A 26,691-nucleotide genomic window follows, 5' to 3' on the forward strand; every position below is an offset into this window, starting at 1 on the left:
ATACGCGAAGACCCCGTTCTCAGCGAAACCGCTGATGGCGGGGTCTTGGGCACCTCGTAAAAGGTGCCCCCGGCAGGATTCGAACCTGCGCACCCGGCTCCGGAGGCCGATGCTCTATCCCCTGAGCTACGGGGGCGTATCGCTGCGGTGAAGCGGCGACGGGTAGAACCCTACCAGTTCAGCGGGGGTGGCCAGGAACGGCTTTTCCGCGGGGTGCGGGGGCGGTACCCCGGAGGGGGTGGAAGTGGGCAAAACCCGGACGCGGCCGTGGTGGCGGACCTACCCTCGGAGTTGTGTCGGGCGCGTCCGGCCGGGTGCTTGTCGTCGACGACAACAAGGTCATCCGGCAGCTGATCAGGGTCAATCTCGAGCTGGAGGGCTTCGAGGTGGTGACCGCGGCCGATGGTGCCGAATGCCTGGACGTCGTCCACCGTGTGAACCCGGATGTGATCACCCTCGACGTCGTGATGCCGCGCCTGGACGGACTCCGCACCGCCGCCCGGCTCCGCTCCGATCCGCTGACGAGCGGGCTGCCGGTAGCCATCGTCAGTGCTTGTACGCAGTACGAGGTGGAGACCGGTGTCGCCGCCGGCGTGGACGCCTTCCTCGCCAAGCCCTTCGAGCCCTCCGAGCTGGTCCGGCTGGTGCGGCAGCTGATGCACCGGGAGGCGCCGCCGTCCGTCGACGGCAGGCATCAACAGCGAGCCGGGCGTGCGGGGAGCGCGCGCGGCTGACGGCACGAGCGGGGGCCTCGGCGACCGGATGGCGAAACCGGTTCGCGAAGGGACCCCCCTTCTCCCATACGCTGGTCCCGTGACCCCCGCAGATCTCTCCCGTACCGTCGTGCGCGCCGTGCGCACCGCGGTCGACGAGGGTGCCCTGCGCGTGGCCGTCCCGGAGTCCGTCAAGGTCGAGCGGTCGCGGCCCGGAGGCCAGGGGGACTACGCCACCAACGCCGCCCTCCAGCTGGCCGGACCTGCGGGCATGCCGCCCCGCGCGGTCGCCGAGACGCTCCGGCAGCGCATCGCCGCCACCCCGGGCATCGCCGCCGTGGAGATCACGGGCCCCGGGTTCCTGAACTTCACGCTCGCCGGGGACGGCTCGGCCGCGCTCGTACGCACCGTCCTCGCCCAGGGGCTGCGCTACGGACACGGCGAAGCCCTCGCCGGCACCGACGCACCCCTGGCACCCGCCGACGAGCCGCGCGCCGCCGCCGTCACCGAGACCGTCGTCCGGCTGCTGCGCTCTCAGGGCGCGACCGCCGCCGTCGTCCCCGGCGCCCCCGAAACACTCCGGGCCGTGCCGCTCCCCATCGACGCGCAAGCCCGCCTCGGCGCCGACGCCGCCCGCTGGGGCATGCTGCGGCCCGCCGCCCACGACCACCCGTACACCGGCGGCGAACTGCTCGCCCAGCGCGAGAGCAACCCCCTCTTCCGGGTCCGGTACGCGTACTCCCGCAGCCGCGCCCTCACCCGCAACGCCCACGACCTGGGCTTCAGCGGCGCGTACGAAGAGACGGTCGACGCCCCCACCCTCCTCACCGCCCTGGCCGACCACCCCGCCGTCCTCGAGGCCGCCGCCCGCCACCGCGCCCCCGACCGCCTCGCCCGGCACCTGGTCACCACCGCCGACGCGCTCCTCGACCTGTGTCCCGCCGTGCTGCCCCTGGGCGACGAGAAACCCTCGGCCGCCCACCGCTCCCGGCTGGCCCTCGCCGAGGCCGCCGGGACGGTGCTCGCAGGCGGCCTGTCCCTGCTCGGCATCAGCGCACCCGAATTCATCTGAGTACGAAGAGTCTGAGAGAGCGAAGAGATGAGCCGTTCCGCCCACCCCGCAGGGCCCCGCCACGCCGACGTACTCCCCGACGGGCACTACGCCGCGCCGCCCGCCGACCTCAACTCCCTTGACGAGAAGGTCTGGTCGCGGACCGTCGGCCGCAACGACGACGGCGTCGTGACCGTCGCCGGCCTCGAAGTGACCCGCCTCGCCGAGGAGTTCGGCACCCCTGCGTACTTCCTCGACGAAGCGGACTTCCGCGCCCGCTGCCGCGCCTGGGCCGACGCCTTCGGCCAGGACGCCGACGTCTTCTACGCCGGTAAGGCCTTCCTCTCCCGTGCCGTCGTCCGCTGGCTGCAGGAAGAAGGACTCAACCTCGACGTCTGTTCCGGCGGCGAGCTGACCACCGCCCTCGACGCCGGAATGCCCGCCGAGCGCATCGCCTTCCACGGCAACAACAAGACCGTCGAGGAGATCGAGCGCGCCGTCCGCGCGGGCGTCGGCCGTATCGTCCTCGACTCCTTCCAGGAGATCGTCCGCGTCGCGCACATCGCGCAGAGCCTCGGCAAGCGCCAGCCCGTCCTGATCCGCGTCACCGTCGGAGTCGAGGCGCACACCCACGAGTTCATCGCCACCGCGCACGAGGACCAGAAGTTCGGGATCGCGCTCGCGGGCGGCCAGGCGGCCGAGGCCGTACGCCGCGCGCTCAAGCTCGACGGGCTCGAACTCCTCGGTATCCACAGCCACATCGGCTCGCAGATCTTCGACATGGCCGGCTTCGAGGTCTCCGCCCGCCGCGTCGTCCAGCTCCTCGCCGAGATCCGCGACGAGCACGGCGTCGAGCTCCCCGAGATCGACCTCGGCGGCGGCCTCGGCATCGCGTACACCTCCGACGACGACCCGCGCGAGCCGCAGGAGATCGCCAAGGCGCTCGGCGAGATCGTGACGCGCGAGTGCGAGTCCGCGAGCCTGCGCAGCCCCCGCATCTCGGTCGAGCCGGGCCGCGCGATCGTCGGCCCGACGGCCTTCACGCTGTACGAGGTCGGCACCATCAAGCCCCTCGAAGGCCTGCGCACCTACGTCAGCGTCGACGGCGGCATGTCCGACAACATCCGCACCGCGCTCTACGACGCCGAGTACACGGTCGCCCTCGTCTCGCGCACCTCCACCGCCGAGCCCATGCTGGTCCGTGTGGTCGGCAAGCACTGCGAGAGCGGCGACATCGTCGTCAAGGACGCCTTCCTCCCCGCGGACCTCGCCCCCGGCGACCTGATCGCGGTCCCCGCCACCGGCGCGTACTGCCGCTCCATGGCGAGCAACTACAACCACGCACTCCGCCCGCCCGTCGTCGCGGTCCGCGACGGCCAGGCGCGCGTGATCGTCCGGCGCGAGACAGAGGAAGATCTCCTGCGTCTCGATGTCGGCTGATGAAATAGCAGTCTCAGGATCCGGACGGGGGATAGAAACTCCCGTCCGGTGAGTGAGACTGGTCCACACCGTAGAAGTAAAAGAAGTGAGGTCGGATGATGCGTACGCGTCCGCTGAAGGTGGCGCTGCTGGGCTGTGGAGTGGTCGGCTCAGAGGTGGCCCGCATCATGACGACGCACGCCGACGACCTCACGGCCCGCATCGGGGCCCCTGTCGAGCTCGCCGGCGTAGCCGTCCGCCTCCCCTCCAAGGTCCGCGAGGGCATCGACCCCGCGCTGATCACCACCGATGCGACGGCCCTGGTCAAACGCGGGGACATCGACGTCGTCATCGAGGTCATCGGCGGCATCGAGCCCGCCCGCACCCTGATCACCACCGCCTTCGAGCACGGCGCATCCGTCGTCTCGGCCAACAAGGCGCTGCTCGCCGAGGACGGCGCGGCCCTGCACGCCAAGGCCGAGGAGCACGGCAAGGACCTCTACTACGAGGCCGCCGTCGCCGGTGCGATCCCGCTCGTACGCCCGCTGCGCGAGTCCCTCGCCGGCGACAAGGTCAACCGCGTCCTGGGCATCGTCAACGGCACCACGAACTTCATCCTCGACAAGATGGACTCCTCCGGCGCCGGCTACTCCGAGGCGCTCGACGAGGCCACCGCCCTCGGGTACGCAGAGGCCGACCCCACCGCCGACGTCGAGGGCTTCGACGCCGCCGCCAAGGCCGCCATCCTCGCCGGAATCGCCTTCCACACCCGCGTCCGCATGAGCGAGGTCTACCGAGAGGGCCTCACCGAGGTCACCGCCGCCGACATCGCATCCGCCAAGCGCATGGGCTGTACGGTCAAACTCCTCGCGATCTGCGAGCGCGCCGCCGACGGCAAGTCCGTCACGGCCCGCGTCCACCCCGCGATGATCCCGCTGACCCACCCGCTGGCTTCCGTACGCGAGGCGTACAACGCGGTCTTCGTCGAGGCCGAGGCGGCCGGCCAGCTGATGTTCTACGGCCCCGGCGCCGGCGGCTCGCCCACCGCGTCCGCCGTCCTCGGCGACCTGGTCGCGGTCTGCCGCAACAAGCTCAACGAGTCGACCGGACCCGGCGAGTCCGCGTACACGCGTCTGCCCGTCAGCCCCATGGGCGACGTGGTCACGCGCTACCACATCAGTCTCGACGTGGCCGACAAGCCGGGCGTGCTCGCCCAGGTGGCGACGGTCTTCGCCGAGCAGGGCGTATCGATCGATACCGTCCGACAGCAGGGCCGACAGGACAGCGCCGGCGAGGCATCGCTCGTCGTCGTCACCCACCGCGCACCCGACGCCGCCCTCTCCGGGACCGTCGAGGCACTGCGCAAGCTCGACACCGTGCGCGGTGTCGCCAGCATCATGCGTGTTGAAGGGGAGTAAGGGACCCATGACCACCAACGGCACCCACCAGTGGCGCGGCATCATCGAGGAGTACCGGGACCGGCTTCCGGTCACGGCCGCCACGCCCGTAGTCACCCTCGGTGAGGGCGGCACGCCGCTCGTCCGCGCTCAGGTCCTCTCCGAGCGCACGGGCTGCGAGGTGCACCTCAAGGTCGAGGGCGCCAACCCCACCGGGTCCTTCAAGGACCGCGGCATGACGATGGCCATCACCCGCGCCAAGGAGGAAGGTGCGAAGGCGGTCATCTGCGCCTCCACCGGCAACACCTCCGCCTCCGCGGCCGCCTATGCGGTACGCGCCGGAATGGTCTGCGCCGTCCTCGTGCCGCAGGGCAAGATCGCGATCGGCAAGATGGGCCAGGCGCTGGTCCACGGCGCCAAGATCCTCCAGGTCGACGGCAACTTCGACGACTGCCTGACCCTGGCCCGCTCGCTCTCGGACAACTACCCGGTGGCGCTGGTCAATTCGGTCAACCCGGTCCGTATCGAGGGCCAGAAGACCGCCGCGTTCGAGATCGTCGACGCGCTCGGCGACGCCCCGGACATTCACGTCCTTCCCGTGGGCAACGCAGGTAACATCACGGCCTACTGGAAGGGCTACAAGGAGTACGCGGCCGACGCGATCTCCACCCGCACCCCCCGGATGTGGGGCTTCCAGGCCTCGGGATCGGCGCCCATCGTGCGCGGCGAGATCGTCAAGGACCCCTCGACGCTCGCCACCGCGATTCGCATCGGCAACCCTGCCTCCTGGCAGTACGCCCTCGATGCGCGCGACGAGTCGGGCGGCTTCATCGACGAGGTCACGGACCGTCAGATCCTGTCCGCCTACCGCCTGTTGGCGGCCCAGGAGGGCGTCTTCGTCGAGCCCGCGTCGGCCGCATCGGTCGCAGGTCTCCTCAAGGCCGTCGAAGAGGGCAAGGTCGACCCCGGCCAGAAGATTGTGTGCACGGTGACCGGCAACGGCCTCAAGGACCCCGACTGGGCCGTCGCCGGCGCTCCCCAGCCGGTCACGGTCCCGGTCGACGCGGCCGCCGCCGCGGAGCGCCTCGGCCTGGTCTAGTACGGAAGAGCGCACAGGGGGCTCGCGACACGCATCGTGCGCCTCCTGTGCGCCCTATGTCGCCACAGAACCTTCCTTCGATAGGCTGTACCCAACCCGCCCCGCCGCATATGCCGCGGAGCAGTTGCCGCCAAGGCCTTTTGGGTATTCACAGCTCCAGAACATGTCGCAGCCGTCACCAGGTCTGCAGTCTCACAAGGAGAGTCATCAGAGCGATGGCCGGTCCCGCCTTCCGCGCCGCTGCCGTCCGGGTGCGCGTCCCCGCTTCCAGCGCCAACCTCGGACCGGGCTTCGACGCCTTCGGACTCTCGCTCGGCCTCTACGACGACGTGGTCGTCCGTGTCGCCGACTCCGGACTGCACATCGACATCGCGGGCGAGGGCGCCGAGACGCTGCCCCGCGACGAGAGCCATCTGCTCGTACGCTCCCTGCGCACCGCCTTCGACCTGCTCGGCGGACAGCCGCGCGGCCTGGAGATCGTCTGCGCCAACCGCATCCCGCACGGCCGCGGCCTCGGCTCGTCGTCGGCCGCCATCTGCGCCGGGATCGTCGCCGCCCGCGCCGTGACCATAGGCGGGGCCGAGAAGCTCGACGACGAGGCCCTGCTGGAGCTCGCCACCGAGATCGAGGGCCACCCCGACAACGTCGCCGCCTGTCTCCTCGGCGGCTTCACCCTCGCCTGGACCGACGGGGGAGCGGCGCGTGCGATCCGGATGGATCCCGCCGATTCCGTCGTTCCGGTGGTCTTCGTACCGGGTAAGCCTGTACTGACGGAGACCGCACGGGGCCTGCTGCCGCGGACCGTCCCGCATGTGGACGCCGCCGTCAACGCGGGCCGCGCGGCTCTCCTCGTAGAAGCACTGACCCGGCGCCCCGAGCTGCTGCTCGCGGCGACCGAGGACCGACTGCACCAGGAGTACCGTGCTCCCGCGATGCCGGAGAGCGTGGCCCTGGTCAACCGACTGCGCGCGGACGGCGTCCCTGCAGTCATCTCCGGTGCGGGCCCCACGGTCCTCGCACTGGTCGAGGACGGTGCGGCCGACAAGGTCGCACGGCTGGCGGGCGAGGGATGGGCGGCCAACCGGCTGGCTCTCGACGTCCCGGGTGCGAGCGTCCTGCCGCTCGGATCGTAAGTGTCGCCAGGCCACAGCTGGCCTGTATGGAGAGGGGGAATGTTTGTTGGATCCGGTAGTGTTAATCTCAAGTCTGCACTCGACGTCGTTGTGGCGCGGTGCTTCGTGTCCCCATCAGGGACCGCTTTTCTTCCGGGAGCCTCCCCCACTGCCTGAGCAGCCTGCCTAGCAGTTCGAGCACGCTCCGGAACCGGCCCCGAGCCGGACACCCCTCAGCACTTTTGCCATCACATTTGTTTCTCCGCCGTACCCGACGGACAGCACAACCGGTCGCCGAGCCAGACAGGCCGACGTCCGCTCCAGGGAAGGACCCTTCGTGAGCGACACCACCGATCTGATGGGCGCACCTGCCGACAACAATGTCGACAGCAGCGCGTCCGCCACAGGTGCTGCCCCCAAGCGTCGCCGCTCCGGCACCGGCCTCGAGGGCATGGTCCTGGCCGAGCTGCAGCAGGTCGCGTCCGGCCTCAACATCAAGGGCACTGCGCGGATGCGCAAGAGCCAGCTGATCGAGGTCATCAAGGAGGCGCAGGGCGGCGGTTCGTCCGCGCCCAAGAGCGCCGGCGCCGATGCGGCCGAGACCAAGCCGAAGCGCCGTACGACCTCCAAGGCCCGCACGGGTGACGAGGCCGCCGCAGCTCCTGCCGCCGAGAAGAAGGCGGAGAAGGCCACGGCCCAGCAGCAGATCGACATTCCGGGCCAGCCGGCCAGCGACGACCAGCCGGTCGGCGAGCGCCGCCGGCGCCGGGCCACCGCCCAGGCGGGCAGCCCCGAGACGGCGACGGCCACCGCTGCCGCCGAGGCCGTGAAGACCGAGGTCAAGGCGGAGGCTCCGGCCGAGGCCAAGGCCGAGGCGGCCGTCGACAGTGCCGAGGGACGCCGTGACCGGCAGGGCCGCAGGGACCGCCAGGACCGTGGCGACCGCGGTGACCGTCAGGACCGCGGCAACCAGCGCGACCGCCGGGACCGCGGCGGCAAGGGCGACGACCAGCAGGGCGGCGGCCAGCGCCAGCAGCGCCAGGGCGGCCAGCAGGGTCAGAACCAGAACAACCAGAGCCAGGGCCAGAGCCAGAACCGTGACAACGGCCCGCAGGACGACGACGAGTTCGGCGACGGACGCCGTGGCCGCCGCGGCCGCTACCGCGACCGCCGTGGCCGTCGTGGCCGCGATGAGTTCGGCAGCGACGCCCCGCCGCAGGTCAACGACGACGACGTCCTGATCCCCGTCGCGGGCATCCTGGACATCCTCGACAACTACGCGTTCATCCGGACCTCCGGCTACCTGCCGGGCCCGAACGACGTATACGTGTCGCTGGCCCAGGTCCGCAAGAACGGCCTGCGCAAGGGTGACCACGTCACCGGCGCCGTCCGGCAGCCCAAGGACGGCGAGCGCCGCGAGAAGTTCAACGCCCTGGTGCGTCTGGACTCCTCCAACGGCATGGCGGCCGACTCGGGCCGCGGGCGCCCGGAGTTCAACAAGCTGACCCCTCTGTACCCGCAGGACCGGCTGCGCCTCGAGACCGACCCGGGCATCCTGACGACCCGGATCATCGACCTCGTGTCGCCGATCGGCAAGGGCCAGCGAGGCCTGATCGTGGCCCCGCCGAAGACCGGCAAGACCATGATCATGCAGGCGATCGCCAACGCGATCACCACGAACAACCCCGAGTGCCACCTGATGGTCGTCCTGGTCGACGAGCGTCCGGAAGAGGTCACCGACATGCAGCGGTCGGTGAAGGGCGAGGTCATCTCCTCGACCTTCGACCGTCCCGCCGAGGACCACACCACCGTCGCCGAGCTGGCCATCGAGCGCGCGAAGCGCCTCGTGGAGCTGGGTCACGACGTGGTCGTGCTGCTCGACTCGATCACCCGCCTGGGCCGTGCGTACAACCTGGCGGCCCCGGCCTCCGGACGCATCCTCTCCGGTGGTGTCGACTCGACCGCGCTCTACCCGCCGAAGCGCTTCTTCGGTGCCGCGCGCAACATCGAGGACGGCGGCTCGCTGACCATCCTCGCCACCGCGCTCGTGGAGACCGGCTCGCGCATGGACGAGGTGATCTTCGAGGAGTTCAAGGGCACCGGCAACATGGAACTCAAGCTCGACCGGAAGCTCGCCGACAAGCGCATCTTCCCGGCGGTCGACGTCGACCCGTCGGGTACGCGCAAGGAAGAGATCCTCCTCAACCCGGAGGAACTCGCCATTGTCTGGAAGCTCCGTCGAGTGCTGCACGCGCTCGACTCGCAGCAGGCGATCGAGCTGCTTCTCGACAAGATGAAGCAGACGAAGTCGAATGCCGAGTTCCTGATGCAGATCGCGAAGACGACGCCGTCCAACGGCAACGAGTAGTCGCTCTTACGCACATCAACAGGGCCGCCCCGTCACGTAGTTGACGGGGCGGCCCTGTTGCGTGCTGTGTGAATTTTGCCAATCCTTGTTCACGCGTTGCACATAAGTGACTGGAGTTGCCGAGGGGGTGGGACATAGGATCGGCCGGTCCCAGGTGGGGGGAACGCTTTTTCGATGCCGCGCCGGTCATGGCCGTTTGCGCGCCTGCTCCGACTCCCTGTCTTCGGGCCCTTCTACTTAGCCTCTGACAGGAGACATGAGTGTTCTCGTCCCTCAAGGGCGGCAAGCACAGACGCCGGATGCGCATAGCCGTGCCGGTACTTGGTGCTTCGCTCGCCGCAGGTGTTGCCGGTGTGATGCTCATGGCTCCCGCCAATGCCTCCGCCACACCGCTGCCGACGCCCATTAGCAAGCCGGCCGTCAAGGTCGTACCGCAGAGCGAGCTGCTCTCGCGCGTGGCCGGAGCCACGGCGGGTGACAGCACCCCCGGCGCCGCCGCGACGCCGTCGGCGACCCCGTCGCCCTCCAGCACGTCGAAGATCAGCCCCAAGATCATCGGTGGTACCACCACCACGGTTTCCACGGCTCCGTGGATGGCGCAGCTCTGGTACTACGACGACAAGGGCACCACCGACACCACGGACGACGAGGGCTTCTTCTGCGGTGGCACGGTCGTGTCGCCGACGAAGATCCTTACCGCCGCGCACTGCGTCAAGGGCTACGACTGGAAGAACAACGGCGCCATCGTCACCGGCACCGCCACCCTCGCCTCTGGCGACACTCTGCCTTCGGGTGCGGTCGTCACCGGTATCTGGCGTCAGTGGAACCACCCGTCGTACAAGGTGCTTCCCAGCGGAGCGGTGGACAACGACGTCGCGGTGCTGACGCTCAACCAGCCCGTCAAGGCCACCCCGATCAACATCACGAAGTCGGACGACACCACGTCCTACCGGGCCGGCACCTCGGGCACGGTCTACGGCTGGGGCCGCACCAGCTCCACCACGCAGGACATCTCCGACACCCTGCGCAAGGCGACGCTGCCGATCGACGCGGACACCGCGTGCACCGGCTTCTACGGCTCCGACTTCGTCAAGGGCCACCAGCTCTGCGTGGGCAACCCCGCCACCGGCTCCGACACGGGCACGGTCACCGCGTGCAACGGCGACTCCGGCGGCCCCCTGGTCGTCGGCGGCAAGATCGTCGGCGTGGTCTCCTACGGCGTCACCGACTGTGTCGAGAAGGGTGCCTACGGGGTCTTCTCCAAGGTCAGCACCTTCACCGGTGCGGTCCGCGCGGCGATCGACGACTCCAACCTCAACGACGACAACAAGGCGGACCTCTTCACCCGCCGCAGCTCCGACGGGACCGGCTTCCTCTACTACTCGCTCGGCACGAAGTTCACCGCCAAGGACGACATCGGCGACTGGAACGGCCTCAACCTGGTTGTCCAGACGGACCTCGACCGCGACGGCGTACAGGACCTGATCTACCGCGTGAGCAGCACCGGCGACGTCTACCGGATGCACTACGACTGGTCCGCCGACCAGATGATCAACACCAAGATCGCGACCAACTGGAAGACCCGCAAGCAGATCTACGCCCCCGGTGACGTCACCGGCGACGGCCTGCCCGACCTGCTCTCGGTCGACTCCGCGGGCGTCAACTGGATCTACCCCGGCAAGAACGACGGCACTACGGGCCCGCGCATCCGCATCGGCGGCGGCTGGCAGCAGTTCAACCAGCTGCGCGGCCACGGCGACCTGACCGGCGACGGCAAGACGGACCTCCTCGCCCGCACCTCGGACGGCTCGGTCTACCTGTACCGAGGCACCGGCAACGCCGCCTCCCCGTTCCTGGCGAAGATCAAGGTCCGCAGCTGGGCCGGGTTCAACACCCTGGACATGGTCGGCGACATCACCGGTGACGGAAAGGCCGACCTGATCGCCCGCAAGCCGTCCGGCACGCTCTACCTCTACCCGGGCACCGGCAAGGCCTCGTCGGAGATCTTTGCCACACCCATCACCATCGGCAACGGCTGGCAGCAGTACGGCCTGCTCAGCTGAATTCCCAGGTGAGGGCCGTTTTTACGGACCTGCTGGACCAACGCCCTGTCGCCTCCGCCCCCAGCGGAAGCGACAGGGCGTTGTGCAACGCTTTGCGCTGTTCCACCGTCTGACAAGTACCGACCGACCATGCCTGACCGTCACGGCAAGGGGTAGCCGGACCTACGAGGACTCGAGGGAGAGCATGGCCGAGCACACAAAGGACAGCCGAATACGCAGCGGCGGCAAGCGGGCCGCCGGCAAGCGTCGCAAGCCGCAGTCGAAGCGCCGCAAGGCGCTGACGATCACGGCCTGGGTCGCGGCAGCCGTGGTGCTCCTCGGCGGCGGCGGACTCGGGTACCTGTACTTCAAGCTCAACGGCAACATCAAGGGCGTCGACATCAACGCCGCGCTCGGCACCAGCCGGCCGGCCCAGGTCGACAACGGCTCGATGGACATCCTGGTCCTGGGCTCGGACTCGCGCGCGGGCAAGAACTCCCAGTACGGCAAGGACGAGGGCGCCTCCCGCTCGGACACGGCGATGATCGTCCACGTCTACAAGGGCCACAAGGCGGCCAGTGTCGTCTCCATCCCGCGCGACACCCTGATCACCCGCCCGTCCTGCACCACCTCCAGCGGCTCCACGGACCCCGGTGGCAAGCGCCTGATGTTCAACACGGCGTACGAGGTCGGCGGGCCCGCCTGCGCGGTCAAGACCGTCGAGTCGATGTCCGGCATCCGCATGGACCACTACATCGAGGTCGACTTCACCGGCTTCAAGAAGCTGATCGACGAGCTGGGCGGGGTGCCGATCACCACCACCCAGGACATCAACGACAGCAAGAGCCACCTCGACCTCAAGGCCGGCAAGCACACCCTGAACGGGGAGCAGTCGCTCGGTCTCGTACGCACCCGGCACGGCGTCGGCGACGGCAGCGACCTGGGCCGCATCCAGCTGCAGCAGGCGTTCATCAAGGCGCTGATCGAGCAGGTCAAGGGCGTCGGCGTCTTCACCAACCCCAGCAAGCTGCTCGGCCTCGCGAACGCCGCCACCAAGGCGGTCACCACCGACTCCGACCTGGCCTCGGTCTCCAGCCTGACCAGCTTCGCGAACGGTCTGAAGTCGATCAGTTCCAGCAATATGAAGATGGTCACGCTGCCGGTGCAGTACGACCCCGCGGACCTCAACCGCGTCATCCCGCTGGAGGCGAAGTCCCAGCAGGTCTGGGCCGCGCTCAAGGCGGACAAGCCGATTCCGGCTTCCGCGACCAAGGGCTCGGCGGGCGACACGGGCAGCGCGGGCAAGGTCGTCACGGGCTCTTAGAGCCCCGCGGAATAGAACGGGCCGTACCTCGGTTTTGGGAGATACGGCCGGTCCTGGCAGACTGGTACGTCGGCCCCGGTTCACGTCTCGGCAATTCCGTCGTGGCGACCCGGCGCCCTCCCGAACCTAGGAGACACCTTGAAGCGCGAGATCCACCCCGAGTACTTCGAGACCCAGGTCAGCTGCACCTGTGGCGCCTCGTTCACCACCCGTAGCACCCTCCCCGGCGGCTCCATCCGCGCCGAGGTCTGCTCCGAGTGCCACCCGTTCTACACGGGCAAGCAGAAGATCATGGACACCGGCGGCCGTGTGGCCCGCTTCGAGGCCCGCTTCGGCAAGGCTGCTGCGTCCAAGTAGCGAGCCATTTGCGCCGGTCTTCGGTCGCTCCCTCCCGGAGCGACCGGACCGGCGCTTTTGCCGTCCAAGCAGCCCTTTCACCAGCAGAAGCAGGAGCCCGAAGATGTTCGAGGCGGTCGAGGATCTCATCGGCGAGCACGCCGATCTCGAGACGAAGCTCGCAGACCCGTCGGTCCACGCCGACCAGGCCAATGCGCGCAAGCTCAACAAGCGCTACGCCGAGCTCACCCCGATCGTCTCCACGTACCGCTCCTGGAAGCAGACCGGTGAGGACATCGAGACGGCCCGTGAACTGGCCGCCGACGACCCGGACTTCGCCGCCGAGGTGAAGGAACTGCAGGCGCAGCGCGAGGACATCACCGAGAAGCTCAGGCTCCTCCTGGTCCCGCGCGACCCCAGCGACGACAAGGACGTCCTGCTCGAGATCAAGGCGGGTGCGGGCGGCGACGAGTCGGCCCTGTTCGCCGGCGACCTCCTGCGGATGTATCTGCGGTACGCCGAGCGCATCGGCTGGAAGACCGAGATCATCGACGCCACCGAGTCCGACCAGGGCGGCTACAAGGACGTCCAGGTCGCGGTGAAGACCAAGGGCGGCAACGGCGCGACCGAGCCCGGCCAGGGCGTCTGGGCGCGGATGAAGTACGAGGGCGGGGTGCACCGTGTGCAGCGCGTGCCCTCCACCGAGTCCGCCGGCCGTATCCACACCTCCGCGGCCGGTGTGCTGGTCACGCCCGAGGCGGAGGAGGTCGACGTCGAGATCCACGCGAACGATCTCCGTATCGACGTCTACCGCTCGTCGGGCCCCGGCGGCCAGTCCGTCAACACCACGGACTCCGCCGTCCGCATCACGCACCTGCCGACCGGCGTCGTCGCCTCCTGCCAGAACGAGAAGAGCCAGCTCCAGAACAAGGAGCAGGCCATGCGCATCCTGCGCTCGCGCCTCCTGGCCGCGGCCCAGGAAGCGGCCGAGCAGGAAGCGTCCGACGTGCGCCGCAGCCAGGTGCGTACGGTGGACCGCTCCGAGAAGATCCGGACGTACAACTTCCCGGAAAACCGGATCTCCGACCACCGCGTCGGCTTCAAGGCGTACAACTTGGACCAGGTCCTCGACGGAGACCTGGACGCCATGATCCAGGCGTGCGTCGACGCGGACTCCGCGGCCAAGCTCGCCGCGGCCCAGTAAGCAGAGCCCAGTAGAAGAGCCCAGTAACACCCGCCAGTAGCCCGTACGGAGAACCGCATGAACCTGCTGCTTGCCGAGGTGGCCCAGGCCACCCAGCGGCTGGCCGACGCCGGCGTGCCCTCCCCGCGCTTCGATGCGGAGGAGCTCGCCTCCTTCGTGCACGGCGTCAAGCGGGGCGAGCTGCACAACGTCAAGGACGCGGACTTCGACGCCCGCTACTGGGAGACCATCGCCCGCCGCGAGGCCAGAGAGCCGCTCCAGCACATCACCGGACGCGCCTTCTTCCGCTACCTGGAGCTCCAGGTCGGGCCCGGCGTCTTCGTGCCCCGCCCCGAGACCGAGTCGGTCGTCGGGTGGGCCATAGACGCCGTGCGCGCGATGGACGTCGTCGAGCCGCTCATCGTCGACCTGTGCACCGGCTCCGGGGCGATCGCCCTCGCCATGGCCCAGGAGGTGCCGCGCTCGCGCGTGCACGCCGTGGAGCTGTCCGAGGACGCCCTGAAATGGACCCGTAAGAACGCCGAGGGGTCCAGGGTCACCGTCCACCAGGGAGACGCTCTGAGCGCCCTTCCCGAGCTCGACGGCCAGGTCGACCTGGTGATCTCCAACCCGCCGTACATCCCGCTCACCGAGTGGGAGTACGTCGCCCCCGAGGCCCGCGACCACGACCCCGAGATGGCCCTGTTCTCCGGCGAGGACGGCCTGGACACCATCCGCGGCATCGAACGCACCGCCCACCGGCTCCTGGTCCCCGGCGGTGTCGTCGTCATCGAGCACGCCGACACCCAGGGCGGCCAGGTCCCGTGGATCTTCACCGAGGAGCGGGGCTGGGCCGACGCGGCCGACCACCCCGACCTGAACAACCGGCCCCGCTTCGCCACGGCCCGCAAGGCCATGCCGTGATACGGAACCACGCCGGCACCACCGTCATGTACTTGCTCGAGGAGGCTCGCTAAATGGCACGGCGATACGACACCAACGACGCGTCCGACCGCACCACCGGTCTGCGCGAAGCCGCCTCCGCCGTGCGCCGGGGCGAACTCGTCGTGCTTCCCACCGACACCGTCTACGGCATCGGAGCGGACGCCTTCTCCTCCGAGGGCGTACGCGACCTCCTCGACGCCAAGGGCCGGGGCCGCAACATGCCCACCCCCGTCCTCATCGGCTCCCCGAACACCCTGCACGGCCTGGTCACCGACTTCTCCGAGCAGGCCTGGGAGCTCGTCGACGCCTTCTGGCCGGGCGCGCTCACCCTCGTCGCCAAGCACCAGCCGTCCCTCCAGTGGGACCTCGGCGACACCCGCGGCACGGTCGCCGTACGCATGCCGCTGCACCCCGTCGCCATCGAACTCCTCACCGAGGTCGGCCCGATGGCCGTCTCCAGCGCCAACCTCACGGGACACCCGTCCCCCGAGGACTGCGACGCCGCCCAGGAGATGCTCGGCGACTCCGTCTCGGTCTACCTGGACGGCGGCCCGACCCCGGGCATCGTGCCCTCCTCGATCGTCGACGTCACCGGGAAGACGCCTGTCCTGCTCCGCGCGGGCGCCCTCTCCGCGGAGGAGCTGCGCAAGGTGGTACCCGACCTCGAGGTGGCCAATTGACCGCCCCTGAGGGGCGTGGCATAGGCACGGACAGCACAGCCTTCCGCATCCTCCACGTCAGCACCGGCAACGTCTGCCGCTCGCCGATCACCGAGCGGCTGACCCGCCATGCCCTCAGCGACCGCCTCGGCGACCCGCTGACGGGCGGCCTGATCGTGGAGAGCGCGGGCACCTGGGGGCACGAGGGTGCGCCCATGGAGGCCAACGCGGCGACCGTCCTGGAGGACTACGGCGCGGACCCCAAGGGGTTCCTCGGCCGCGAGCTCCTCGACGACCACGTCATCCGGGCCGACCTGGTCCTCACCGCGACCCGCGACCACCGCGCCCAGGTCATCTCGATGGGCCACTCCGCGGGGCTGCGCACCTTCACGCTGAAGGAGTTCACCCGTCTCGTACGGGCCATAGACCCCGCCACGCTGCCCGACCCCCTCGACGACGGCGTGGTCGAGCGCGCCCGCGCGCTGGTCCGTGCTGCCGCCGCTCTACGCGGGTGGCTGCTGGCGCCCAGCGTGGAGGCGGACGAGGTGAACGACCCGTACGGCGCCCCGATCACGTTCTTCAGGTCCATCGGCGAAGAGATCAACTCGGCCCTGGACCCGGTGGTCACGGCGCTCACGGGCGTGCCCGCGCCGCACTGACAGGCGCCTGCGCCGACCCCGGCCTACATTGGTTCCGAAGCCGGAGGAGCCAGAGATGTCGGTCACCACTGCATCCGTACACAGCCCGCACCTGCCGGGCTTCGAGGCCCTGCGCCGTCAGGACCCCGAGATCGCCGACGTCATCCTCGGCGAGGAGACACGCCAGGCGACCTCCCTCCAGCTGATCGCCGCCGAGAACTTCACCTCGCCGGCCGTCCTCGCCGCCCTCGGCTCCCCGCTCGCCAACAAGTACGCCGAGGGCTACCCCGGCGCCCGCCACCACGGCGGCTGCGAGCTGGTCGACGTCGCCGAGAAGATCGCCTGCGAACGCGCGATGGCCCTCTTCGGGGCCGAGCACGCGAACGTACAGCCGCACTCCGGCTCCTCGGCCGTCCTCGCCGCGTACGCCGCCCTGCTGCGCCCAGGCGACACCGTCCTGGCCATGGGCCTTCCGTACGGCGGGCACCTCACGCACGGGTCGCCCGCCAACTTCTCCGGCCGCTGGTTCGACTTCGTCGGGTACGGCGTCGACGGCGAGAGCGGCCTCATCGACTACGAGCAGGTGCACGCCCTCGCCCGCGAACACCGCCCCAGAGCCATCGTCTGCGGCTCGATCTCCTACCCGCGCCACCCCGACTACGCCGCCTTCCGGGAGATCGCCGACGCGGTCGGCGCCTATCTGATCGCCGACGCCGCCCACCCCATCGGTCTGGTCGCCGGGGGAGCGGCCCCCAACCCGGTGCCGTACGCCGACGTGGTCTGCGCGACCACGCACAAGGTGCTGCGCGGCCCGCGCGGCGGGCTGATCCTGTGCGGCGCCGAGCTCGCGGAGCGCATCGACCGGGCGGTGTTCCCCTTCACCCAGGGCGGCGCCCAGATGCACACGGTCGCCGCCAAGGCCGTCGCCTTCGGCGAGGCGGCCGCCCCCGCCTTCACGGCGTACGCCCATCACGTCGTCGCCAACGCCCGGGTGCTGGCCGCGGGCCTGGTCGCGGAGGGCTTCACCGTCACCACCGGCGGCACGGACACCCATCTGATCACCGCGGATACGGCGCCGCTGGGCATCGAGGGCCAGGCCGCACGCAGCCGACTCGCCGCCGCAGGAATGGTCCTGGACACCTGCGCACTGCCGTGGGGCGACGGGCGCGGCATCCGGCTGGGGACGGCCGCGGTCACCACACAAGGCATGGGGGAGGCCGAAATGGCGCGGCTCGCCGTGCTGTTCGGCGTGGTTCTGCGCGAGGAACGCGAGGTCAGGTACGTCGCGGAAGAGGTGCGCGATCTCGCCCGTGCATACCCGCCTTATCCGGGGTAACCGGGCACTGTGCAACCATCAGCGCTACCCGTGTGTCCTCCAAGGCATGCACGTGAGAGCTAGGGTGTGGGGCTGAGATGGCCAGCGATACCTGTGGGGCAGCCCGTGCGTGAATACCTGCTGACGCTCTGCGTCACGGCGGCCGTGACCTACCTGCTGACCGGGCCGGTGCGGAAGTTCGCCATCGTGGCCGGGGCAATGCCGGAGATCCGTGCGCGCGACGTCCACCGAGAACCGACTCCGCGGCTCGGTGGCATCGCCATGTTCGGCGGTCTGTGCGCCGGTCTGCTGGTCGCCGACCACCTGGTCAACCTCAACGGCGTCTTCACGCTCTCCAACGAGCCGCGCGCGCTGCTCTCGGGGGCCGGGCTGATCTGGCTCATCGGCGTACTGGACGACAAGTTCGAGATCGACGCCCTGATCAAGCTCGGCGGCCAGATGATCGCCGCGGGCGTCATGGTCATGCAGGGCCTGGAGATCCTCTGGCTGCCCATCCCCGGCGTCGGCACGGTCTCCCTGACCTCCTGGCAGTCCACGCTGCTCACGGTCGCTCTCGTGGTCATCACGATCAACGCGGTCAACTTCGTGGACGGGCTCGACGGTCTGGCGGCCGGCATGGTCTGCATCGCCGCCGCGGCCTTCTTCATGTACACCTACCGCCTCTGGTACGGGTACGGAATCGAGGCCGCCGCCCCGGCGACCCTCTTCGCGGCGATCCTGATGGGCATGTGCCTGGGCTTCCTGCCCCACAACATGCACCCCGCCAGAATCTTCATGGGCGACTCGGGCTCGATGATGATCGGCCTCGTCATGGCGGCCGCCGCGATCTCGGTCACGGGCCAGGTCGACCCGGACGCGCTCAACCTGAACCTCGGCGGTTCGCGCGCCGCCACCCACGCGATGCTCCCGGTCTTCATCCCGCTGCTGATGCCGCTGACGATCATCGCGATCCCGATGGCCGACCTGGTCCTGGCGATCGTGCGGCGGACCTGGAACGGCCAGTCGCCGTTCGCCGCCGACCGCGGGCATCTGCACCACCGGCTCCTGGAGATCGGCCACTCGCAGAGCCGTGCGGTGCTGATCATGTACTTCTGGTCGGCACTGTTCGCCTTCGGTGCGCTCGCCATCTCCGTGCAGTCCACCTCGATGTGGGTCGTGCTCGCCATCGTGGTGCTGAGTGCGATCGGTCTCGTACTCCTGCTGCTGCCGCGCTTCAAGCCCCATGCCCCGCGCTGGGCGGAGCGGTTCGTGCCGCCGCGCTACCGGCGGCCGAGGGCGGTGGCGAGCGTCGAGTCCGTACACGACGAAGAAGCGGACACATCCGACGAATCGGCCGAAAGACTGCCTCTTCCGGCAGGCGTCAATGGAGCGACCGCAGTTGGCCCCCGTTCGCGCTTCCCCGACCGGCGGAAGGCCGGCACGTCCCGCTGACGCCGGGGCCCAACTGGCGCCATTACCAGACAAAGCGGCCGCCCTGCCGCGCAGACGCGCGCATTAACTCTCATGTGTGACGGGCGGCACACTTCCATGGTAAAGACTGCATCAAATAGTTTGTGATACCGTTCACGAAACCCGGCAACAGAGCCGAAGGGCCTTAGTGCGAAGGCCTTTTGGCGCGAGATCACTCTCGGACCGGGCCTACGCTCGTCCATGACGACACCCTGCCCCCACCAGAAGCGGAGCTGCCGCCATGCGGTCCAACGACGCCCAGATCCTCCTCCCCACCGCCCTGCCCAGTGCTGCCGTCGGCCTCGTCGCCGTCGCGATCAGCGCTGCGGTCGTGGGCGGCAAGGGTGCGATCGGTGCTGCCGTCGGTGCTGCGCTGGCGATCGCCTTCATGGGGGCCGGACTCGTGGTGCTGCAACGCACCGCGAAGAGCCTGCCGCACCTGTTCCAGGCCATGGGGATGCTTCTCTATGTGACCCAACTGCTGCTGCTCTTCGTCTTCTTGGGCATTTTCAAGCACACAGAACTTTTCAACTTCAAGGCGTTCGCCTTCGGCATTCTCGCGTGCACCATCACGTGGATCGCCGCCCAGGCGCGCGCCTACATGAAGGCCAAGATCCTTTACGTCGAACCCACTCCTTCCTCGGTCGCGAAGCCCGAGACGAGCGGGTCCCCGTCGTGAACGGTAGGGCCGGGATAAAACGCTGTTCGCGATGCTGCTATCGTCCGGTGCCAACTGCGGCACTGCGGGCGCGGGTATCCGAGCTGACGCCTGTCCCAGCGCGAGGCTCGATGTCGAACCGCCCCGCCCACGTCCGTAAGACCACCAGTCCAGTGCCGACCCGCGGCTGCGCGCCGCGCCGACACAACGAGGTTGCCGTACCTATGCGCCACGCTGAAGGAGCCCGCGGTGAGTGCTGACACAACGCTTGCCTTTGATGCGAGCTGCCACATTTTCTCCGGATGCGGGTTCCCGGCACCGGGCCTCCACACCTTCCTGTACGAGCCCATGTTCTCCGTGGGCGGCTTCGACTTCACCAAGCCGATGCTGCTCGCGCTGCTGGCCTCGGTCCTGATCGTCGCCTTCTTCTGGGCCGCGTTCAACAAGCCGAAGCTGGTGCCCGGCAAGGTCCAGATGGTCGGTGAGGCGGGTTACGACTTCGTACGCCGCGGCATCGTCTACGAGATCATCGGCAAGAAGGACGGCGAGAAGTACGTCCCGCTGATGGTGTCCCTGTTCTTCTTCGTGTGGATGCTCAACCTCTGGTCGATCATCCCGCTCGCCCAGTTCCCGGTCACGTCGCTGATCGCCTTCCCGGCCGGTCTCGCACTGATCGTGTACGTCCTGTGGGTCTCGCTGACCTTCAAGAAGCACGGGTTCGTCGGCGGCTGGAAGAACATCACCGGCTACGACAAGTCGCTCGGCTGGGTCATGCCGCTGGTCGTCGTGATCGAGTTCTTCTCGAACCTGCTGATCCGGCCGTTCACCCACGCGGTCCGGCTCTTTGCGAACATGTTCGCCGGTCACCTGCTGATCGTGATGTTCACGATCGCCTCCTGGTACTTGATGAACGGCATCGGGATCGCCTACGGCACCGTCTCGTTCGTCATGGTCATCGTGATGACGATCTTCGAGCTCTTCATCCAGGCCGTCCAGGCGTACGTCTTCGTGCTCCTGGCCTCCAGCTACATCCAGGGCGCGCTCGCAGAGAGCCACTGAGCCAGCCCGCTTGCTCATCCAGTCCAACCAAGACGTCCGGTGGCCAACCCCCACCGGGTCCGTGAAAGAGAAGGAAGTAACGGCATGTCCGCTGCTCTCGAATTCGCCAACTCCCTCGCAGGCGCGAAGGACACCGTCGTCGGCAACGTCGCCTCCATCGGCTACGGCCTCGCCGCGATCGGCCCCGGCGTCGGCGTCGGCATCATCTTCGGTAACGGCACCCAGGCGCTGGCCCGTCAGCCCGAAGCTGCCGGCCTGATCCGCACCAACCAGATCATGGGTTTCGCCTTCTGTGAGGCGCTTGCCCTCATCGGCATCGTCATGGGCTTCGTCTACCAGTAAACCGGCCCGACAAGCCCAACCCCTTTCATGGAAGGCACTGATGTGAACGCTCTGTTCCTTGCGGCGGAGGCGGAGACCCAGAATCCCCTCATCCCGCATCTCGACGAGCTCGTCATCGGTCTGATCGCCTTTGCCATCGTCTTCGGCTTCCTTGCGAAGAAGCTCCTCCCGAACATCAACAAGGTTCTGGACGAGCGCCGTGAGGCGATCGAGGGTGGCATCGAGAAGGCCGACGCGGCCAAGCTCGAGGCCGAGAGCGTGCTGGAGCAGTACAAGGCCCAGCTCGCCGAGGCACGGCACGAGGCCGCTCGTCTGCGCCAGGAGGCGCAGGAGCAGGGTGCCGCACTTCTCGTTGAGATGCGTGCGGAGGGCCAGCGTCAGCGCGAGGAGATCGTCGCTGCCGGCCACGCCCAGATCGAGGCCGACCGCAAGCAGGCCGCGCAGTCGCTGCGCCAGGACGTGGGCAAGCTCGCCACCGACCTGGCAGGCAAGCTCGTCGGCGAGTCCCTCGAGGACCACGCCCGGCAGAGCCGCACGGTGGACCGTTTCCTCTCTGACCTCGAGGAGAAGGCCGAGGCCACTCGATGAACGGCGCCAGCCGCGAGGCACTGGCCGCCGCACGCGAGCGACTCGACGCGCTGACCGACTCCACGTCGGCCGACGCGGCGACCCTCGCCGACGAGCTGGCCGCTGTCACCGCGCTGCTCCACCGCGAGGTGTCCCTGCGCCGGGTCCTCACCGACCCGTCGCAGGCCGGTGAGGCCAAGGCCGAGCTGGCAGGACGGCTGTTCGGCAGCCAGGTGAGCGGTACGACCGCCGACCTGGTGGCCGGTATGGTCCGCTCCCGCTGGTCGTCCTCGCGCGACCTGGTGGACGCGATCGAGGAGCTGGCGGCCACCGCCGACCTCACCGCGGCGCAGAAGTCGGGCTCGCTCGACAACGTGGAGGACGAGCTGTTCCGGTTCGGCCGGATCGTCTCCTCCTCCCCGGAGCTGCGCTCCGCGCTCACCGACCGCACGGCCCCGGCTTCCGCCAAGGGCGAGCTGCTCCGCAGCCTGCTCGGCGGCAAGGCGGACCCGGTCACCGAGCGCCTGGTCGTACGCCTTGTGACGCAGCCCCGTGGACGTAGCCTGGAATCGGGACTCGAGTCCCTCTCCAAGCTCGCCGCGGAGCGCCGGGACCGGATGGTCGCGGTGGTCACCTCGGCAGTACCGCTGAGCGACGACCAGAAGCTGCGCCTCGGCGGAGTGCTGGCCAAGCTCTACGGCCGTCCGATGCACCTCAACCTCGACGTGGACCCCGCGGTCCTCGGCGGGATTCAGGTCCGCGTCGGCGACGAGGTCATCAACGGCTCCATCGCGGACCGCCTCGACGAGGCGTCGCGTCGCATGGCCGGCTGATTCAGCCACCAACTCAACAGTATTGATAACGGCCCGAGTTGGGCCGACAAGTAATTGATTCGGCTCAACAAGGAGAGCAGGGAACCCAGATGGCGGAGCTCACGATCCGGCCGGAGGAGATCCGGGATGCGCTGGAGAACTTTGTCCAGTCGTACCAGCCGGACGCGGCCTCGCGCGAGGAGGTCGGAACGGTCAGCGTTGCCGGCGACGGCATCGCGAAGGTAGAGGGTCTTCCCTCGGCCATGGCGAACGAGCTGCTGAAGTTCGAGGACGGAACCCTCGGCCTCGCGCTCAACCTGGACGAGCGCGAGATCGGTGCGGTCATCCTCGGTGAGTTCAGCGGTATCGAGGAGGGCCAGCCGGTGCAGCGCACCGGTGAGGTGCTCTCCGTCGGCGTCGGCGAGGGCTACCTCGGCCGCGTTGTCGACCCGCTCGGCAACCCGATCGACGGCCTCGGCGAGATCGAGACCGACGGCCGTCGCGCGCTGGAGCTTCAGGCTCCCGGCGTCATGGTCCGCAAGTCGGTGCACGAGCCGATGCAGACCGGCTACAAGGCTGTCGACGCCATGGTGCCGATCGGCCGCGGCCAGCGTCAGCTGATCATCGGCGACCGTCAGACCGGCAAGACCGCTCTGGCCGTCGACACGATCATCAACCAGCGCGACAACTGGCGCTCGGGCGATGTCAACAAGCAGGTGCGCTGCATCTACGTTGCCATCGGCCAGAAGGGCTCCACCATCGCGTCGGTTCGCGGTGCGCTGGAAGAGGCGGGCGCCCTGGAGTACACGACGATCGTCGCTGCTCCGGCTTCCGACCCGGCCGGCTTCAAGTACCTGGCCCCGTACACCGGTTCGGCCATCGGCCAGCACTGGATGTACGCCGGTAAGCACGTCCTCATCATCTTCGACGACCTGTCGAAGCAGGCCGACGCCTACCGCGCCGTGTCCCTGCTGCTGCGCCGTCCGCCGGGCCGCGAGGCCTACCCGGGCGACGTCTTCTACTTGCACTCGCGTCTGCTGGAGCGTTGCGCCAAGCTCTCCGACGAGATGGGCAAGGGCTCGATGACGGGTCTCCCGATCGTCGAGACCAAGGCGAACGACGTGTCGGCGTTCATCCCGACCAACGTCATCTCCATCACCGACGGCCAGTGCTTCCTGGAGTCCGACCTGTTCAACGCGGGCCAGCGCCCGGCGCTGAACGTCGGTATCTCGGTCTCCCGCGTCGGTGGTTCCGCCCAGCACAAGGCCATGCGCCAGGTGTCCGGCCGACTCCGTGTCGACCTCGCCCAGTACCGCGAGCTGGAGGCGTTCGCCGCCTTCGGTTCCGACCTGGACGCAGCGTCGAAGGCGTCGCTGGAGCGCGGTAAGCGCATGGTGGAGCTGCTGAAGCAGGGCCAGTACCAGCCGATGCCGATCGAGGAGCAGATCGTCTCCGTCTGGGCCGGTACCACCGGCAAGATGGACGACGTTCCGGTCGAGGACATCCGCCGCTTCGAGTCCGAGCTGCTGGAGCACCTGCGCCGCGAGCGCAAGGAGCTCCTCACCTCGATCGCCGAGGGCGCCAAGATGTCCGACGACACGCTCGGCTCCATCGCCGACGCGATCACCGCCTTCAAGCGCCAGTTCGAGACCTCGGACGGCCAGCTGCTGGGCGAGGACACGCCGGCCGTCAACGTCTCCAAGTGACGACGGAAGGGACCTGACTCATGGGAGCGCAGCTCCGGGTCTACAAGCGTCGCATCCGTGCCGTCACGGCGACCAAGAAGATCACCAAGGCGATGGAGATGATCGCCGCCTCGCGCATCGTCAAGGCGCAGCGCAAGGTGGCGGCATCGATGCCGTACGCAACCGAGCTCACCCGTGCGGTGACCGCGGTCGCGACCGGCTCCACCACCAAGCACCCGCTCACCACCGAGGCCGAGGCCCCGACCCGGGCCGCGATCGTCCTCATCACGAGCGACCGCGGTCTGGCCGGCGGCTACTCGTCCAACGCCATCAAGGCTGCGGACCGGCTGACGGAGCGGCTGCGCGGCGAGGGCAAGGAGGTCGACACGTACATCGTCGGCCGCAAGGGTGTCGCCTACTACGGCTTCCGCGAGCGCAAGGTCGCGGAGTCGTGGACCGGCTTCACCGACAGCCCGAGCTACGCGGACGCCAAGAACGTGGCAGCGCCGCTGATCGAGGCCGTCCAGACGGAGACGGCCGAGGGTGGCGTCGACGAACTGCACATCGTCTTCACGGAATTCGTGTCGATGATGACGCAGAACCCCGTCGACGACCGGATGCTGCCTCTCTCGCTCGACAAGGTCTCGGAAGAGACGGGGACGAAGGGCGAGATCCTTCCCCTCTTCGACTTCGAGCCGTCGGCTGAGGACGTCCTCGACGCCCTTCTGCCGCGCTACGTCGAGAGCCGTATCTACAACGCACTGCTGCAGGCCGCCGCTTCCGAGCACGCCGCCCGCCGCCGTGCGATGAAGTCGGCGACCGACAACGCCGGGGATCTCATCAAGAGCCTCTCCCGGCTTGCCAACGCGGCCCGCCAGGCCGAAATCACCCAGGAAATCAGCGAGATCGTCGGTGGCGCCAGCGCCATGGCCGACGCGACCGCGGGGAGTGACAAGTAATGACGACCTCTGTTGAGACGGCCGTAGCCACGGGCCGCGTCGCCCGGGTCATCGGCCCGGTCGTCGACGTGGAGTTCCCCGTCGACGCGATGCCGGAGATCTACAACGCTCTGCACGTCCAGGTGGCCGACCCGGCCGAGGACGGCAAGCTCAAGACGCTGACCCTGGAAGTCGCCCAGCACCTGGGTGACGGCGTGGTCCGTGCGATCTCGATGCAGCCCACCGACGGTCTGGTCCGCCAGGCCGCGGTGACCAACACCGGCGAGGGCATCACGGTGCCCGTCGGTGACATCACCAAGGGCAAGGTGTTCAACACCCTCGGTGAGATCCTGAACAAGCCGGAGGCCAACGCCGAGGTGACCGAGCGGTGGCCCATCCACCGCAAGGCGCCCGCGTTCGACCAGCTCGAGTCGAAGACCGAGATGTTCGAGACCGGCGTCAAGGTCATCGACCTTCTCACCCCGTACGTCAAGGGTGGAAAGATCGGTCTGTTCGGTGGTGCCGGTGTCGGCAAGACCGTTCTGATCCAGGAAATGATCTACCGCGTCGCCAACAACCACGACGGTGTGTCGGTGTTCGCGGGCGTCGGTGAGCGTACCCGTGAGGGCAACGACCTCATCGAGGAAATGGCCGACTCGGGCGTCATCGACAAGACGGCGCTTGTCTTCGGTCAGATGGACGAGCCGCCGGGCACGCGTCTTCGCGTCGCGCTGGCCGGTCTGACCATGGCGGAGTACTTCCGCGATGTGCAGAAGCAGGACGTGCTCTTCTTCATCGACAACATCTTCCGTTACACCCAGGCGGGTTCGGAGGTGTCGACCCTTCTCGGTCGTATGCCGTCCGCCGTGGGTTACCAGCCGAACCTGGCTGACGAGATGGGTCTGCTGCAGGAGCGCATCACCTCGACGCGCGGTCACTCGATCACCTCGATGCAGGCGATCTACGTCCCCGCGGACGACCTGACCGACCCGGCGCCGGCGACCACCTTCGCCCACCTGGACGCGACGACCGTTCTGTCCCGTCCGATCTCGGAGAAGGGCATCTACCCGGCGGTCGACCCGCTGGACTCGACGTCCCGCATCCTGGACCCGCGGTACATCGCGGCCGAGCACTACGCGGCCGCCATGCGTGTCAAGACGATCCTTCAGAAGTACAAGGACCTTCAGGACATCATCGCGATCCTCGGTATCGACGAGCTGGGCGAGGAGGACAAGCTCGTTGTCCACCGTGCCCGTCGTGTCGAGCGCTTCCTGTCGCAGAACACCCACGTCGCCAAGCAGTTCACCGGCGTGGACGGTTCGGACGTGCCGCTCGACGAGTCGATCACCGCGTTCAACGCGATCTGCGACGGCGAGTACGACCACTTCCCGGAGCAGGCGTTCTTCATGTGCGGTGGCATTGAGGACCTCAAGGCCAACGCCAAGGAGCTCGGCGTCTCCTGAGTCCCTTGACTCATAGCGAGGGGCGGGGCCCCGTCCCGCCCCTCGCTGAACGCCCACTAGACTTTGACCCAACACCCGGCCGATGCGGCCGGGTGG

24 protein-coding genes and 1 tRNA gene are annotated in these 26,691 nt (G+C 68.7%); 24 read left to right on the forward strand and 1 reads right to left on the reverse strand.

Features of this window, described 5'->3' with window-relative positions:
* Positions 1-64 precede the first annotated feature (64 nt).
* A tRNA-Arg gene (locus OG707_RS27305) sits at positions 65-136 on the reverse strand.
* A 157-nt stretch (positions 137-293) separates the two neighbouring features.
* Between OG707_RS27305 and OG707_RS27310 the strand changes: the two genes are divergently transcribed.
* The 24 genes from OG707_RS27310 to atpD all read left to right on the forward strand — a co-directional run bounded on the left by OG707_RS27310 (position 294) and on the right by atpD (position 26,595).
* Entirely contained in the window at positions 294-734 is a 441-nt protein-coding gene (locus OG707_RS27310) for a response regulator (RefSeq protein ID WP_329122823.1), read from the forward strand.
* Between the two features lie 79 nt (positions 735-813).
* Positions 814-1,785 carry an ArgS-related anticodon-binding protein NrtL gene (nrtL, locus tag OG707_RS27315; RefSeq protein WP_329122825.1) on the forward strand — a complete coding sequence of 324 codons (972 nt, stop codon included), beginning with the start codon at positions 814-816 and terminating at the stop codon, positions 1,783-1,785.
* Positions 1,786-1,812: 27 nt separating this feature from the next.
* Positions 1,813-3,204 (forward strand): diaminopimelate decarboxylase, encoded by a 1,392-nt coding sequence (gene lysA / locus OG707_RS27320; RefSeq protein WP_329122826.1) that lies wholly within the window; start codon positions 1,813-1,815, stop codon positions 3,202-3,204.
* A 95-nt stretch (positions 3,205-3,299) separates the two neighbouring features.
* The gene (locus tag OG707_RS27325; protein ID WP_329122828.1) at positions 3,300-4,601 is read left to right on the forward strand and encodes a homoserine dehydrogenase; all 1,302 of its coding nucleotides are present in this window, start codon (positions 3,300-3,302) and stop codon (positions 4,599-4,601) included.
* Between the two features lie 7 nt (positions 4,602-4,608).
* The gene (thrC, locus tag OG707_RS27330) at positions 4,609-5,679 is read left to right on the forward strand and encodes a threonine synthase (protein ID WP_329122830.1); all 1,071 of its coding nucleotides are present in this window, start codon (positions 4,609-4,611) and stop codon (positions 5,677-5,679) included.
* A 215-nt stretch (positions 5,680-5,894) separates the two neighbouring features.
* Positions 5,895-6,812, forward strand: a complete 918-nt coding sequence (thrB, locus tag OG707_RS27335; RefSeq protein ID WP_329122832.1) for a homoserine kinase — start codon at positions 5,895-5,897, stop codon at positions 6,810-6,812.
* A 316-nt stretch (positions 6,813-7,128) separates the two neighbouring features.
* Positions 7,129-9,159: a transcription termination factor Rho gene (gene rho / locus OG707_RS27340; RefSeq protein ID WP_329122834.1), complete on the forward strand. Its 2,031-nt coding sequence runs from the start codon at positions 7,129-7,131 to the stop codon at positions 9,157-9,159.
* A gap of 260 nt (positions 9,160-9,419) precedes the next feature.
* On the forward strand, positions 9,420-11,222 hold the full coding sequence (locus tag OG707_RS27345; RefSeq protein WP_329122836.1) for a trypsin-like serine protease: 1,803 nt from the start codon (positions 9,420-9,422) through the stop codon (positions 11,220-11,222).
* A 184-nt stretch (positions 11,223-11,406) separates the two neighbouring features.
* Entirely contained in the window at positions 11,407-12,525 is a 1,119-nt protein-coding gene (locus tag OG707_RS27350) for an LCP family protein (RefSeq protein WP_329122839.1), read from the forward strand.
* Positions 12,526-12,663: 138 nt separating this feature from the next.
* Positions 12,664-12,882 carry a 50S ribosomal protein L31 gene (gene rpmE, locus OG707_RS27355; protein WP_329122841.1) on the forward strand — a complete coding sequence of 73 codons (219 nt, stop codon included), beginning with the start codon at positions 12,664-12,666 and terminating at the stop codon, positions 12,880-12,882.
* A gap of 103 nt (positions 12,883-12,985) precedes the next feature.
* Positions 12,986-14,065: a peptide chain release factor 1 gene (gene prfA / locus OG707_RS27360; protein WP_329122843.1), complete on the forward strand. Its 1,080-nt coding sequence runs from the start codon at positions 12,986-12,988 to the stop codon at positions 14,063-14,065.
* Positions 14,066-14,122: 57 nt separating this feature from the next.
* Positions 14,123-14,968, forward strand: coding sequence for a peptide chain release factor N(5)-glutamine methyltransferase (gene prmC / locus OG707_RS27365; protein ID WP_329122844.1), 846 nt, complete (start codon positions 14,123-14,125; stop codon positions 14,966-14,968).
* A 53-nt stretch (positions 14,969-15,021) separates the two neighbouring features.
* Complete coding sequence (locus OG707_RS27370; protein ID WP_329122845.1) at positions 15,022-15,669, forward strand: L-threonylcarbamoyladenylate synthase; 648 nt, start codon at positions 15,022-15,024, stop codon at positions 15,667-15,669.
* Complete coding sequence (locus tag OG707_RS27375; RefSeq protein WP_329122847.1) at positions 15,666-16,307, forward strand: arsenate reductase/protein-tyrosine-phosphatase family protein; 642 nt, start codon at positions 15,666-15,668, stop codon at positions 16,305-16,307. Before OG707_RS27370 ends, OG707_RS27375 begins: the two co-directional genes overlap by 4 nt.
* Positions 16,308-16,362: 55 nt before the next feature.
* Positions 16,363-17,622, forward strand: a complete 1,260-nt coding sequence (gene glyA, locus OG707_RS27380) for a serine hydroxymethyltransferase (RefSeq protein WP_329122849.1) — start codon at positions 16,363-16,365, stop codon at positions 17,620-17,622.
* Between the two features lie 105 nt (positions 17,623-17,727).
* On the forward strand, positions 17,728-19,053 hold the full coding sequence (locus tag OG707_RS27385; RefSeq protein WP_329122850.1) for an MraY family glycosyltransferase: 1,326 nt from the start codon (positions 17,728-17,730) through the stop codon (positions 19,051-19,053).
* A gap of 259 nt (positions 19,054-19,312) precedes the next feature.
* Entirely contained in the window at positions 19,313-19,750 is a 438-nt protein-coding gene (locus OG707_RS27390; RefSeq protein ID WP_329122851.1) for a hypothetical protein, read from the forward strand.
* A 228-nt stretch (positions 19,751-19,978) separates the two neighbouring features.
* On the forward strand, positions 19,979-20,788 hold the full coding sequence (atpB, locus tag OG707_RS27395) for a F0F1 ATP synthase subunit A (protein WP_329122852.1): 810 nt from the start codon (positions 19,979-19,981) through the stop codon (positions 20,786-20,788).
* Positions 20,789-20,872: 84 nt separating this feature from the next.
* A complete protein-coding gene (gene atpE, locus OG707_RS27400) occupies positions 20,873-21,130 on the forward strand; it encodes an ATP synthase F0 subunit C (protein ID WP_329122854.1) in 258 nt (85 codons plus the stop codon).
* Between the two features lie 27 nt (positions 21,131-21,157).
* Complete coding sequence (locus OG707_RS27405) at positions 21,158-21,718, forward strand: F0F1 ATP synthase subunit B (RefSeq protein WP_443071400.1); 561 nt, start codon at positions 21,158-21,160, stop codon at positions 21,716-21,718.
* Positions 21,715-22,530 (forward strand): F0F1 ATP synthase subunit delta, encoded by an 816-nt coding sequence (locus tag OG707_RS27410; RefSeq protein ID WP_329122856.1) that lies wholly within the window; start codon positions 21,715-21,717, stop codon positions 22,528-22,530. Before OG707_RS27405 ends, OG707_RS27410 begins: the two co-directional genes overlap by 4 nt.
* A gap of 89 nt (positions 22,531-22,619) precedes the next feature.
* Entirely contained in the window at positions 22,620-24,215 is a 1,596-nt protein-coding gene (gene atpA / locus OG707_RS27415; RefSeq protein WP_329122858.1) for a F0F1 ATP synthase subunit alpha, read from the forward strand.
* Positions 24,216-24,235: 20 nt separating this feature from the next.
* Entirely contained in the window at positions 24,236-25,153 is a 918-nt protein-coding gene (locus OG707_RS27420; protein ID WP_329122860.1) for a F0F1 ATP synthase subunit gamma, read from the forward strand.
* Complete coding sequence (atpD, locus tag OG707_RS27425) at positions 25,153-26,595, forward strand: F0F1 ATP synthase subunit beta (RefSeq protein ID WP_329122863.1); 1,443 nt, start codon at positions 25,153-25,155, stop codon at positions 26,593-26,595. The genes OG707_RS27420 and atpD overlap by 1 nt, the downstream gene beginning before the upstream one ends.
* The last annotated feature ends 96 nt before the right edge of the window (positions 26,596-26,691 follow it).

Origin of the sequence: Streptomyces sp. NBC_01465 (assembly GCF_036227325.1) — a bacterium.
In the GTDB taxonomy this organism is placed as follows: domain Bacteria; phylum Actinomycetota; class Actinomycetes; order Streptomycetales; family Streptomycetaceae; genus Streptomyces.

Coding starts and splice junctions, on each gene's coding strand:
- lysA (WP_329122826.1), top strand. CDS start 1,813: ATGAGCCGTTCCGCCCACCCCGCAGGGCCCCGCCACGCCGACGTACTC.
- OG707_RS27325 (WP_329122828.1), top strand. CDS start 3,300: ATGATGCGTACGCGTCCGCTGAAGGTGGCGCTGCTGGGCTGTGGAGTG.
- thrC (WP_329122830.1), top strand. CDS start 4,609: ATGACCACCAACGGCACCCACCAGTGGCGCGGCATCATCGAGGAGTAC.
- thrB (WP_329122832.1), top strand. CDS start 5,895: ATGGCCGGTCCCGCCTTCCGCGCCGCTGCCGTCCGGGTGCGCGTCCCC.
- OG707_RS27350 (WP_329122839.1), top strand. CDS start 11,407: ATGGCCGAGCACACAAAGGACAGCCGAATACGCAGCGGCGGCAAGCGG.
- prfA (WP_329122843.1), top strand. CDS start 12,986: ATGTTCGAGGCGGTCGAGGATCTCATCGGCGAGCACGCCGATCTCGAG.
- prmC (WP_329122844.1), top strand. CDS start 14,123: ATGAACCTGCTGCTTGCCGAGGTGGCCCAGGCCACCCAGCGGCTGGCC.
- OG707_RS27370 (WP_329122845.1), top strand. CDS start 15,022: ATGGCACGGCGATACGACACCAACGACGCGTCCGACCGCACCACCGGT.
- glyA (WP_329122849.1), top strand. CDS start 16,363: ATGTCGGTCACCACTGCATCCGTACACAGCCCGCACCTGCCGGGCTTC.
- OG707_RS27390 (WP_329122851.1), top strand. CDS start 19,313: ATGCGGTCCAACGACGCCCAGATCCTCCTCCCCACCGCCCTGCCCAGT.
- atpE (WP_329122854.1), top strand. CDS start 20,873: ATGTCCGCTGCTCTCGAATTCGCCAACTCCCTCGCAGGCGCGAAGGAC.
- OG707_RS27405 (WP_443071400.1), top strand. CDS start 21,158: ATGGAAGGCACTGATGTGAACGCTCTGTTCCTTGCGGCGGAGGCGGAG.
- OG707_RS27410 (WP_329122856.1), top strand. CDS start 21,715: ATGAACGGCGCCAGCCGCGAGGCACTGGCCGCCGCACGCGAGCGACTC.
- atpA (WP_329122858.1), top strand. CDS start 22,620: ATGGCGGAGCTCACGATCCGGCCGGAGGAGATCCGGGATGCGCTGGAG.
- OG707_RS27420 (WP_329122860.1), top strand. CDS start 24,236: ATGGGAGCGCAGCTCCGGGTCTACAAGCGTCGCATCCGTGCCGTCACG.
- atpD (WP_329122863.1), top strand. CDS start 25,153: ATGACGACCTCTGTTGAGACGGCCGTAGCCACGGGCCGCGTCGCCCGG.